This window comes from Nocardia iowensis (assembly GCF_019222765.1).
Taxonomy (GTDB): Bacteria; Actinomycetota; Actinomycetes; order Mycobacteriales; family Mycobacteriaceae; genus Nocardia; species Nocardia iowensis.
In genome coordinates, this window is record NZ_CP078145.1 from 2,587,081 (window position 1) to 2,599,025 (window position 11,945).

The following is an 11,945-nucleotide window of genomic DNA, read 5'->3' on the forward strand; positions in this document are numbered from 1 at the left end:
CGATCCCCGAACTCCACGCTGCGCCGGTACCGCTCCTTGCATTGTCAAACGAGGCAGCGCGGCCAACGGTTCGAACCGACATGCACGACACCCGCGAATCGGCGTGTCGACGCACGAATTGCGCGCGCGAACAATGGGGTGGACGAGCGCGCACACTCTCCGCTAGCGTCTGGCTCATGTCCAGTCCCGAGGCGTCCAGACACTAGCCACCGGTTCTTCGGTGGCTACCTGTGATCCCACTCGCGCCGCCGAATCACCGTCGCACGGACTGTCTTTCCGCGATTCCCGCTATGCCGGTCTCGCGTTCCGCTATGCGATTACCTCCGCACGCCCCGCCTGGACCCGCTGCGTCAGCAGCCGGTGCCCGGCCGTCGCGGCGTGCCTGTGATCGCACACCACTGCGACCGTGGAGTTCTGCTCATGCCTTTCGTCATCTACGTCCTGGGACTGGCGGTATTCGCCCAGGGAACGTCCGAATTCATGCTGTCCGGCCTGGTGCCCGACATCGCCGCCGAACTGAATGCCTCCGTCCCCGCCGCAGGGGCGTTGACCTCGGCTTTCGCCGTGGGGATGAGCGTCGGGGCGCCGCTGATGGCGGTGCTGTCCCTGCGCTGGCCGCGGCGCCGGGCACTGCTCGTCTTCCTGCTCGCGTTTCTGATCGTGCACGTCGTCGGCGCGGTCAGCACCAGCTTCGCCGTGCTCGTCACGACCAGAGTCCTCGGCGCGCTGGCCAACGCCGGCTTCCTCGCCGTCGGCCTGGCGACGGCGACCAGCATGGTCGAGCCGAACGCGAAGGGGCGGGCCACCTCGGTGCTGTTGAGCGGCATCACGCTCGCCTGTGTCGCCGGGGTGCCCGCGGGTGCCGTGCTCGGCCAGGCGTTCGGGTGGCGTTCGGCGTTCTGGGCGGTGGCCGTCGTCTCCGCACCGGCCGCCTACGCCATCCTCCGATCGGTGCCGAACACCGTCCCGGCCAGCGGCACCACGGCTGCTCCCGGCGCCCGCCGGGAAGCACGCGTCCTGCGCCGTCCTCGACTGCTGGTCCTGCTGCTCTGCGGGGCACTGGTCAATGCGGGCACCTTCTGCACGTTCATCTATCTGGCGCCACTCGTGACCGAGGTCAGTGGACTCACCCAGGCGTGGGTACCGGCCGCGCTGGCGCTGTTCGGGCTCGGGTCGTTCGCCGGTGTGACCGTCGGCGGTCGGCTGGCGGATTCGCGGCCGCTGCGGCTGCTGATTCCCGGCGGCATCGTGCTGCTCGCCGGGTGGCTGCTCGGTACGGTAGCCGCGGGCAGCGCGATGGTGGCGCTCCCGCTGGTGTTCGTGCAGGGAGCGCTGTCGTTCGCGGTCGGATCGACGTTGATCGCGCAGGTGCTGTACGCGGCGACCGAGGCGCCGTCGCTGGGTGGTGCCTTCGCGACCGCCGCGCTGAATGTGGGCGCGGCGGTCGGCCCCGCCCTCGGCGGCCTGGCGATCGGCGCCGGATTCGGCTTCCGCTCTCCGCTGGGGGTCAGCGCGGTGCTGGTGGCGGCGGCATTCGTCGCGGCAGGCGCGGCCGAGGTGGTACGTCGGATCAGGTCGACCCCCGCCGACGAGGTGCTGATCTCCCGTTGACTACGCCGAGGCAGTGGTACCCGCTGACGCGGCCGCCAGCGTATGGGCTTCGAGCACGGACATTTTCGATCCCGCGGTATGTGCCGAGTCGAAGACGGTGTCGCCGAGTGCCGCCCGGACAGCCGCGGTCGGGCGGTCGATGTCCGGGCGTTCCGCGGGCAGCAAGGGCATGCCATTGGCTTCGCGGACCGCCTCCGCCGCACCGAGCAGCCGTGCGGCGGTGTCGAATTCGTCGAGCGCCGCGGCGGCCGCGGCAAGTCCGGCCAGGGCGAAGGCGGTATCGCGCGGTGCTTCGATGCGCATGGCTCCGTCGAGGGCGGTCAGGTGCATGGCGAAGGCGGCGGCGGGTTCGGCGCGTTGTTCGAGGAGGTAGCCGAGTTCGACCTGGACCATGGGGAGGAACAGCGGGGTTTCCTCGGCGTCGGGCCCGGCGAAGGCCAGCAGTTCGCGCAGGATATGTTCGGCGACATCGGGATTGCCGGTGCGGCGGGCGGTGAAGGCGAGGACGACCGAGGCGAACAAGCGGGCGGGACCGTAGCCGTGTTCGGCGGCGACCTGCATGGCCTGTTCGCCGAGGGACTGGGCGCGATCGAACTCGGTGTGCTGCATGGCGATCCAGCCGAGCCAGCACAGGTGGGTGCACACCTGGCCCCACAGCTCCAGTTCCCGCGCCAAACCCAATGCCTCGGCGTGGATGTCGGCGGCGCCGGACAGGTCGCCGACCAATTCGGCGAGGCCGCCGAGCCATTCGGCGGCTTGCAGCCTGCCCCAGCGGTCGTCGATCTCGGCGAACAGCCGCGCGGCAGCGCGAGCGTGCTGCTCGAGCGCCACCAGATCGACCCGGCTGTGTGAGGCCTTCGCTAAGGCGACGTGTCCGAGCGCGACACCCCAGCGATCGCCGAGCCGCTCGCACACCGGAAGTGCCCGGCGCACCAGGGCTTCCAGCTCTGGCAGGTCGCCCGACTCCAATGCGGAGAAGGCGAGGAACAGCTCGGCGCGCGCCCGCCCAGCCGGATCATCGACGGTGTTGTACAGCGCCGAGACCTCGCTGCGCCTGGCCGCGCCGTCGGTGAATTCGCCCTGTTGGAACGTGAACCCGAGTCGCCAGGCGAAGGCGGGCGCGCGCCGCAGCGCCGAACCACCCAGTGCCAGCGCGGCATCGAACCAGCGCCGCGCCTCGGTCAACCGCCCACGCAACAGCCAGTACCAGGCGAGTGCGTTCACCAGCCGCAATGCCTCGTCGGCGGCACCGGCTCGGACGAATCCATCCAGTGCCGCACGCAGATTCGCGGCCTCGGCATCCAGCCGACGTAACCACCGCTGCTGATCCGCCCCGTGCAATTCGGGCCCCGCCCGCTCGGCCAGCGCCAGGTAATACCGATGATGCGCCCGATACACGGCCTCGAACTCGCCCGCTTCGGCCAGCCGATCCAGACTGAACGCCGCCACCGACTCGAGCAGCCGATACCGTCGCCCCACCGCCTGCACAAGGGACCGATCCACCAGCCGCGCAACAATATCGGCGACGTTCGACGAGTCAAGCTCTGTTGTGGCGCAGACATCTTCCGCGGCCGCCAACGTGCAGCCACCCGCGTGCACCGCCAGTCTGCGCAGCACGGCCTGCTCGGTCTCGTCGAGTAGGCCCCAGCTCCAGTCGATCATCGCGGTCAGTGTCTGCTGCCGTGGTGGCGCGCCACGGTGACCGGTGGCGAGCAGCCGGAATCGGTCGTCGAGGCGGGCGACCATCTCGTGGACGCCGAGCGCGCGCACGCGGGTCGCCGCCAATTCCAGGGCAAGCGGAATGCCGTCGAGCCTGCGGCACAGGGTCGCGACCGGTTCGGCGGTGTCGGCGTCGAGGACGAAGTCGCGGGCGCTCGCGCGGGCGCGAGTGACGAAAAGCTGTACCGCGCTGGCTTGTTCGAGGACGGTGACGTCCGCGTCAGGTACCGGCACCGCCAGCGGCCGCACCGCGACGACGTCCTCACCGGGCAGCCGCAGCTGCTCCTGACTGGTGGCCAGGATGTGCAGGTTCGGTGCCGCACCGAGCAGCAATTCGGCGAGATCGGCGGCGTGCTCGACGACGTGTTCGCAGTTGTCCAGGACCAGCAGCACTTCCTGCTCGGCGAGCACCTCGCACAACAGCTCGGCCGGGTCGGTGCCGTCGGTGGCTCGGATGCCGAGCACCTGGGAGACCGCCTCGACGAGGAAGCTCGCTCCGTCGGCGGCGGTCGGTTGCAGTGGTGCCAACTCGACAAGCCAAGTGCCCTGCGGGAATCGGTCGGTCAACGTTGCCGCGGCGGCCAAGGCGAGCCGCGTCTTGCCGACCCCGCCGGGGCCGGTCAGCGTGACGAGCCGGGCCGCGCCGACGGCACGACGGAGCTCGGCGAGATCGTCCTCGCGACCGATGAGTTCGGTGCGCTGCGCGGGAATGTTCGAACTGCGCCGCCGCAGCACGGTTTCCGGCCGGGATGCGGCCAGTTCCAAGTCCTGGCCGAGGATCGACCGGTGCAACGCCACCAGCTCGGGACTCGGGTCGAGGCCGAGCTCGTCGGCGAGCTGCCTGCGCAGGTCTTCGTAGCTGTCCAGCGCTTCCGCCTGCCGACCCGCGCCGTACAGCGCGCGCAATTGGGCGGCGCGAAGTCGTTCGCGCAGTGGATGTTCGGCGACGACCGTGGCGAGATCACTGGCGACGTCGCGGTATTCGCCCAGCGAGAGCCGCGCCTCGGCGAGCTCTTCCACCGCGACGACGCGTTGTTCTTCCAGTTGCGCGATGGCGGGCTGAGCGAAGGCGGCGTCGCGGAAGTCGGCGAACGCGGGACCGCGCCACAAGCCGAGCGCTTCGGTGAGCGCGCGGGCCCGGTCGGTCGGCTCGGTCGTCTCCCGCGCGGTTGCCACCAGCGCGCGAAACCGCAGTGCGTCGAGTGCGGTGGTGGCGAGCCGGTAGCCGGGCGGTGGCGAGACCACCAGATCACGGCCGCCGGGTTCGGCGTCTTCCAGTGCCCGGCGCAGCTGGGATGCCTTGGCGGCGAGGGTGCCCGCCGGATTGCCGGGCGGATCGTCGGCCCAGATGTCATCGATGAGCCGGTCGCCCGATACCGGCTGTCCGGCGCTGACGAGCAGGTCGGCCAGCAGCGCGCGCACCTTGGCGCCGGGGATCGGCACGACGGTGCCCGAGTCCGTCCAGACCGTCAACGGACCGAGCACACCGAAACGCATACGGGCAGCTTAGCGACGCCGTCGCCGAGCGGAATCGGACCGTAAACAAACCGGAAGGTGCCCCGGCCAGAGTTGGTCACAACACGGAACCAACCCCAGCACAAGGAGCACCGACATGAAACTCACCACCGTCTTCGCCGCCGCCGCACTCGCCGCGACCGCCCTGCTGTCCGGCTGCGGATCCGCCGACGAGACCACGAAGTCCGAGCCCGCCAATCCCGGTGCCTACGCCGACGTGAACGGCCTGCACATGTACTACGAGGTGCACGGCGCCCCGACCCAGCAGCCGCCGCTGGTATTGCTGCACGGCGCGCTGTCCGGCATCGGCACCGACTTCGGCCAGCTCATCCCGGAACTGTCCAAGACCCGCCAGGTGATCGCCGTGGAACAGCAGGCGCACGGTCGCACCGCCGACATCGACCGTCCGCTGCGCACCCCGCAGATGGCCGAGGACACCGTGGCGCTGCTGCGCACCCTCGGCGTGCAGCGCGCCGACGTGCTCGGCTACAGCATGGGTGCCGGTGTCGCCCTGCAGATTTCGCTCAACCATCCGGACCTGGTGCGCAAGCAGATCCTGGCCGCGGGCGGGCTCGACGCGAGCGCGATGCACCCCGGTCTGCTGGACGGCATCGCCGACCTGAAGCCCGAACACCTGCACGGTTCGCCGTTCCACGACGACTACCTGAAGAACGCCCCACGCCCGGAAGACTTCCCGCGGCTGGTCGACCGGGTTCGGGAGCACGACCAGAACGCGATCCCGGCGGTGCCCGCGGACGCGGCGCGCCAGATCAAGGCACCGACGCTGACCGTGATCGGTGATTCCGACATCGTCCGGCCCGAGCACGCGGTCGAGATGTTCCGGCTGTTCGGCGGCGGCATCATGGGCGACACCCCGGAAGGTCTGCCGAACTCGCAGCTGGCCATCCTGCCCGGCACCTCGCACATCACCCTGGTGCACCGTCCCGAATTGCTGCTGCCGATGATCCCGGCCTTCCTCGACGCCCCGATCAAGGACGCCCGATGACCGACGACCGATTGCGGGTGGCACTGATCGTCGGCAGCACCCGCACCGGGCGGTTCGGGCCCACCGTGGCCGACTGGTTCGCCGGTCGGCTGCGGCGCCGCGATCTCGACCTGGACCGCATCGACCTCGCCACCGCCGGACTGCCCGACCAACTGACCGGCCACGACGAACCGGCCCCCGCCGCCGTGCGGCAACTCGGCGACCGGCTGACCGCCGCCGACGCCTTCGTCGTGGTCACCCCCGAATACAACCGCAGCTTCCCGGCGGCGGTGAAAAACGCCATCGACTGGTTCGACACCGAATGGGCAGCCAAACCGGTCACCGTCGTCGGCTACGGCAGCGACGCCGACGGTGGTCACGCCGCCGCCCAGTTACGTCAGGTATTCGGCGAACTGAACGCCGTCCCCATCCGCCGCACCGTCACCATCGCCAAGGCATGGCAGCGCTTCGCCGCCGACGGCAGCTGGCCCCGCCGCGACCCCGAACTAGAAGAAGCCGTCAACGGCCTACTCGACCAACTCCTCTGGTGGGCCACCGCCCTACGCACCGCCCGCACCACCACCCCCTTCGTGCGATAACTGAAGGCCTGGTGGGGCCGCGTCAGCCAGGTCGTTGCTACGACTGTAGCGAAGCGCTACAGTCGTAGCATGACAGCTCTGCCCGCCCGTGATCTCCGCAATCACACCGCGGAGATCCTCCGACGGGTCGAAGCCGGAGAAGAGATCGAAATCCTGAAGGACAACCGTCCGGTGGCGAAGATCATCCCGCTACCTCGGCGGAGGCAATGGATTCCGGCGTCGGAAATAGTCAAGGAACTGGTCCGGCTCGGGCCGGATAGCACGGGTCTCAGCGAAGAGTTGCGCGAAACCCTGACCGAGACAACGGATGACCTGCGGTGGTGAACGCTGAGCAGGCGCTGGCTGATACCTCTGTTTTCATCGGCTTGGAAGCGGAACGCTTCGATCCGGCGCTGATCGAGGGATATGAGTGGGGCGTCTCAGTGATCACCTTGGGTGAACTGCGCTTGGGCGTTCTTCATGCGACCGATCCGGAGTCGGCGGCGCGACGGCTGTCGACATACCAGCTGGCGCAACGGTTTCAGCCGTTGGAAGTAGACGAAACAGTCGCCGAGCATTGGGCGCTGCTCGTCTCGCGCTTGCGGGCGGCCGGACGCAAAGTGCCGATAAATGACAGCTGGATCGCGGCCACCGCAATGGCCTACAACATCCCCATCGTGACCCAGGATGGCGATTACGCTGCCATGACGGATTTGCGGATCATCAAGCTCTGACATGTGTTCGGCAGGCGGCGGACCCGGTCCCCCTCATCGTTGCGGTGGCCGGGTCCGCCGATGTGGGGTTACCCCTTGGTGATTGGTTGGGAAACCTCGGGGGTGGGCGGGGGATCTTGTGGGGCGCTGCGGGGTTCGGTGCGGGGCTAGCAGGCTTGGTGGGGTGGGGGCATGCGGTGGGCGAGTAGGAATCGCATCAGGTTGCGTTGGATTTCGATGCCGATATCCCGCTGGACCAGGGCTGCGCCGATGGCGTGCTCGGCGAGCAGGGGGGTGGTGAACTGGGCCAGTTCACAGCCTCGCGGGCTGGCGTAGTGCTCGACGGTGAGTGGGATCGGTAAGCCCTCGCCGGGAACGAGAACTTGCACGCCGGTCGGGAGTGTCGGCGCCGAACCCGGATCGGCGAGATTGTCGGCCTCCAGCCACTGGTTGAGGTTCGCCCGCCCGATCACGATCGTGCTGATCTGGTCGAAGAGGGTCTGCAGGAAGTAGGTGGGCATCGGACGGGCGCGTGGGCCCATCGCGTCGATGATGACCTGGCCGTCGAGTTGGGTTCGGTACGGTGCGCCCGCCATCGGTGCGATAGCCGCGTACAGGTCCGGGTAGGTGGCGCCGAGATTGGTCGTGGTCGCGCCGCCCGCGGAGTACCCACCGAGGTAGACGCGGGAACGATCGAGTCCCAGCTCATCGATCACCGTGCTGGTGATGCCAGCGATAATGGACGGCTCGCCCTGGCCGCGCTCGCGATGCTCGGGTTTGTCCCAGTTCCAGCACAGTTGCTTGTTCGACGCCCGGTCTTGCAGCGGATACGCGAGGACGAAACCCATCTCGTCGGCGACCCTGGTGAGCGAGAAGCCGGTCGGCTCGGGGTAGGCGATCAAATCGTCGCACCCGTGCAGGTACACCATCAAGGGTCTGCCCACAGTCCCGCCGGGCGGCAGATGCAGGTAGTAGCAGCGGGTCCCGGCGGCATTGGTGTAGCAGCGCCTGTCGAGCTGCGCTTGCGCCTGCGGCGCGCCGGTCAGCAGACAGGCGGCAATCAGCAGGGCAGCGCCGAGGACGGCGGAGAGGCGGAGCGCGGTGACTCGCACGCTGGCAGCATAACCGCCCATCGATCCGGCGGACATGCCCTCGATTCCCTGGGCGACGGACCCGTCCCCTCATCGCCATTACGGGTGGCCGGGTCCGTCGCGGGGCGGGAGTTACCCGCGGGCGATGGCCTCGAAGACCCTGGGATCCACCAGGGTCGAGGTATCGCCCAATTCCCGGCCTTCGGCGACGTCGCGGAGCAGGCGGCGCATGATCTTGCCACTGCGCGTTTTCGGCAGCTCCGGGACGATATGAATTTCGCGAGGACGGGCGATGGGGCTGATCTCTTGGGAGACAGCGGATTTCAGCTCGGCGACGAGGGCATCTCCGGTGTTTGCCGCGCCTGCGGTGAGGATGACGAAGGCGACGATCGCCTGACCGGTGGTGGCATCGCTGGCACCAACGACCGCCGCCTCGGCGACCGCGCTGTGCCCGACGAGGGCGGATTCGACTTCGGCGGTGGAGATTCGGTGGCCGGACACGTTCATCACGTCGTCGACCCGGCCCAGCACCCACAGGTCGCCGTCGTCGTCGAGCTTGGCGCCGTCACCGGCGAAATACCAGCCGTCACCGGCGAACCGGTCCCAGTAGGTCTCCCGGAACCGCTGCGGGTCGCCCCAGATGCCGCGCAGCATCGACGGCCACGGCTGATCCAGCACCAGCAATCCGGCGGCGCCCCGGTCGAGTTCGGTGCCGTCGTCGTCGACCACCTTCGCCGAGATGCCGGGCAGCGCGGCCGTCGCCGCACCGGGCTTGGTCGCGGTGACACCCGGCAGCGGGGAGATCATGATGGCGCCGGTCTCGGTCTGCCACCAGGTATCGACGATCGGAGTGCGGTTGCCGCCGATGACTTCTCGATACCAGCGCCAGGCTTCCGGGTTGATCGGCTCACCCACACTGCCGAGCAGCCGCAGCGAGGACAGATCGTGGGCGTCGGGGATTTGGCGGCCCCACTTCATGAACGTGCGCACCAGCGTAGGCGCCGTGTAATAGATGCTGACGCCGTACTTTTCGATGATCTGGAAATGGCGGTGCTCGTCGGGTGCATTGGGCGTGCCCTCGTACACCACCTGGGTGGCCCGATTGGCGAGCGGGCCGTAGACGATGTAGCTGTGCCCGGTGACCCAGCCGATGTCGGCGGTGCACCAGTAGACGTCCTGTCCCGCTTTGTGATCGAAGACGTTGTGGTGGGTGTAGGCAGCTTGCGTGAGGTAGCCGCCGGAGGTGTGCAGGATGCCCTTGGGCTTCCCGGTGGTGCCGGAGGTGTAGAGGATGAACAGCGGATGCTCGGCATCGAACGGTTGCGCCTCGTGTTCCGGCGAGGCGTCGGTGACGGTGTCGTGCCACCACAGGTCGCGGCCCTCGGTCCACGGCACGTCGACATTGGTGCGGCGCACCACGAGCACGTGTTCGACGGTCGCGTGCACACCGCCGAGCGCCTCGTCGACGGCCGCCTTGAGCGGCGCCGCGGTCCCGCGCCGCCACTGCCCGTCGGTGGTGATCACCAGCCGCGCCCCGGCATCGTCCACCCGCTGGCGCAGGGCGGTGGGGGAGAAGCCGGCGAACACCACCGAATGGGTGAGCCCGAGCCGGGCGCAGGCCAGCATCGACACGATGGCCTCGGGCACCATCGGCATATAGATGGCGACCCGATCACCGGCCCGAAGTCCCAGCTCGGTCAGATAGTTTGCCGCCCTGGAGACTTCGTCCCGAAGTTCGCCGTAGGTGATATCGCGTGAATCGCCCGGCTCGCCTTCCCAGTGGATGGCGATCTGGTCACCGTGCCCGTCGAGCACGTGCCGGTCCACACAGTTGTAGGCGACATTGAGCTTGCCGCCGACGAACCAGTTCGCCACCGGCGCGGCACTCCAGTCCAGCACCCGCGTCCACGGCTGCGCCCAGTGCAGCCTGCGCGCCTGCTCGGCCCAGAACGCCAGCCGATCGGCCGCCGCCAGGTCGTACAGTGCCGCATCGGCATTCGCCGTCGCGGCGAAGGACTCGCCGGGTGGGTAGGCCACCGGTGCGGTGGTGTCGCGGGAATCGGTGGTTGCGCTGGTCACGCGATATCTCCTAACGAGAGAACAAATGGACTGAAATCATCGGGGCGGGTGACTACCCGGCAGCGATCAGTGCACCACCGCCTTCTCGGCGCCGACGCCGGTCAGCGAACGCACCTCCATCTCGGCGGCCTTGGCCGGGTTCTCGTCGGCCTTGCCGAGCAGCGTTCCGACGATGCCGAGCACGAAAGCCAGTGGAATGGACACGATTCCGGGGTTGGACAGCGGGAACCAGTCGAAATCGAAGCTGGACAGCATCGAGGTCTTGGTGCCCGACACCGCGGGGGAGAAGACGATCAGCACGATGGTGGAAATGAGCCCGCCGTACATGGAGAACAGCGCGCCGGTGGTGTTGAACCGCTTCCAGAACAGCGAGTACACGATCGTCGGCAGGTTCGCCGCCGCCGCCACCGCGAACGCCAGTGCCACCAGGAACGCGATGTTCTGGCCGTTGGCGAGAATACCGAGGCCGATCGCGAGCGCGCCGATCACCAGCGCGGTGATCCTGGACACCCGCACCTGCTTGGCGTCATCGACCTTGCCGCGCTTGATGACTCCGGCATAGATGTCGTGCGCGAACGAGGTCGCCGCGGTGATGGTGAGCCCGGCGACCACCGCGAGGATGGTGGCGAACGCCACCGCGGAGATGATGCCGAGCAGGATGACGCCACCGAGTTCGAACGCCAGCAGCGGCGCCGCCGAGTTCTGTCCGCCTGCCGCGGCCAGAATCCGGTCCGGGCCGACGATCGCGGCGGCACCGTAGCCGAGCACCAGGGTGAACAGGTAGAACGCACCGATCAGCCCGATCGCCCACACAACTGATCGGCGCGCCTCCTTCGCGGTCGGCACCGTGTAGAAGCGCATCAGCACGTGCGGGAGACCCGCGGTGCCGAGCACCAGCGCCAGACCGAGAGACAGGAAGTTGATCTTCGAGGTGGCGCTGCCGCCGTACTGCGCGCCGGGCGCGAGCACGTCACGGGCGGCCACGCCCTTGTTCGTCGACTCGGACACGTGCTGCTGCGCCGAGCCGAGAATGTCGGAGAGGTTGAAGCCGAATTTGGCGAACACCATGACCGTCATCAGTCCGGCGCCCGCGATCAGCAGCACGGCCTTGATGATCTGCACCCATGTGGTGCCCTTCATGCCGCCGACCAGCACATACACGATCATCAGCACGCCGACCACGGCGATCACGATGGACTGCCCGGTCTTGTCGGAGATGTCGAGCAGCAGCGCGACCAGGCCACCGGCGCCCGCCATCTGCGCCAGCAGATAGAACAGCGACACCGCGAGGGTGGTCAACGCCGCGGCGGTGCGCACCGGCCCCTGCTTGAGCCGGAAGCTCAGCACATCGGCCATGGTGAATTTGCCGGTGTTCCTGAGCATTTCGGCGACAAGCAGCAGCGCGACGAGCCAGGCGACCAGGAATCCGATGGAGTACAGGAACCCGTCGTAGCCGTACACCGCGATGGCGCCTGCGATGCCGAGAAAGCTTGCGGCAGAAAGGTAGTCGCCCGCGATGGCGATGCCGTTCTGCGGGCCGGAGAAGCCGCGTCCGCCGGTGAAGAAGTCGGCGGCGGTGGCATTGCTGCGGCTGGCCCGGATCACCACGACCATGGTGATCGCGACGAAGACACCGAAGATGGCCATGTTGGCC

At 68.4% G+C, this 11,945-nt stretch carries 9 protein-coding genes; 5 read left to right on the forward strand and 4 right to left on the reverse strand.

Annotated features, from left to right (window positions below; genetic code table 11):
* Positions 1–420 precede the first annotated feature (420 nt).
* On the forward strand, positions 421–1,611 hold the full coding sequence (locus KV110_RS11890; protein ID WP_218475906.1) for a Cmx/CmrA family chloramphenicol efflux MFS transporter: 1,191 nt from the start codon (positions 421–423) through the stop codon (positions 1,609–1,611).
* Here KV110_RS11890 and KV110_RS11895 read toward each other — a convergent pair whose 3' ends face one another.
* On the reverse strand, positions 1,612–4,827 hold the full coding sequence (locus KV110_RS11895; protein ID WP_218475908.1) for an AfsR/SARP family transcriptional regulator: 3,216 nt from the start codon (positions 4,825–4,827) through the stop codon (positions 1,612–1,614). It lies immediately after the preceding gene.
* Positions 4,828–4,942: 115 nt separating this feature from the next.
* Here KV110_RS11895 and KV110_RS11900 point away from each other — a divergent pair, with 115 nt between their 5' ends.
* From KV110_RS11900 to KV110_RS11915, 4 genes are all read left to right on the forward strand, one after another.
* The gene (locus tag KV110_RS11900) at positions 4,943–5,851 is read left to right on the forward strand and encodes an alpha/beta fold hydrolase (protein WP_218475910.1); all 909 of its coding nucleotides are present in this window, start codon (positions 4,943–4,945) and stop codon (positions 5,849–5,851) included.
* The gene (locus KV110_RS11905) at positions 5,848–6,429 is read left to right on the forward strand and encodes an NADPH-dependent FMN reductase (protein ID WP_218475912.1); all 582 of its coding nucleotides are present in this window, start codon (positions 5,848–5,850) and stop codon (positions 6,427–6,429) included. The genes KV110_RS11900 and KV110_RS11905 overlap by 4 nt, the downstream gene beginning before the upstream one ends.
* A gap of 69 nt (positions 6,430–6,498) precedes the next feature.
* Positions 6,499–6,753 (forward strand): type II toxin-antitoxin system Phd/YefM family antitoxin, encoded by a 255-nt coding sequence (locus KV110_RS11910; protein WP_218475914.1) that lies wholly within the window; start codon positions 6,499–6,501, stop codon positions 6,751–6,753.
* Positions 6,750–7,142 carry a type II toxin-antitoxin system VapC family toxin gene (locus KV110_RS11915; RefSeq protein WP_218475916.1) on the forward strand — a complete coding sequence of 131 codons (393 nt, stop codon included), beginning with the start codon at positions 6,750–6,752 and terminating at the stop codon, positions 7,140–7,142. The genes KV110_RS11910 and KV110_RS11915 overlap by 4 nt, the downstream gene beginning before the upstream one ends.
* 146 nt (positions 7,143–7,288) lie before the next feature.
* On the opposite strand, the gene KV110_RS11920 is transcribed toward KV110_RS11915, so the two are convergent.
* From KV110_RS11920 to KV110_RS11930, 3 genes are all read right to left on the reverse strand, one after another.
* Positions 7,289–8,233 carry an extracellular catalytic domain type 1 short-chain-length polyhydroxyalkanoate depolymerase gene (locus tag KV110_RS11920; protein WP_218475918.1) on the reverse strand — a complete coding sequence of 315 codons (945 nt, stop codon included), beginning with the start codon at positions 8,231–8,233 and terminating at the stop codon, positions 7,289–7,291.
* 111 nt (positions 8,234–8,344) lie between these two features.
* The gene (acs, locus tag KV110_RS11925) at positions 8,345–10,291 is read right to left on the reverse strand and encodes an acetate--CoA ligase (RefSeq protein ID WP_218475920.1); all 1,947 of its coding nucleotides are present in this window, start codon (positions 10,289–10,291) and stop codon (positions 8,345–8,347) included.
* A gap of 66 nt (positions 10,292–10,357) precedes the next feature.
* The gene (locus KV110_RS11930) at positions 10,358–11,938 is read right to left on the reverse strand and encodes a solute symporter family protein (protein ID WP_218478386.1); all 1,581 of its coding nucleotides are present in this window, start codon (positions 11,936–11,938) and stop codon (positions 10,358–10,360) included.
* Positions 11,939–11,945 lie beyond the last annotated feature (7 nt).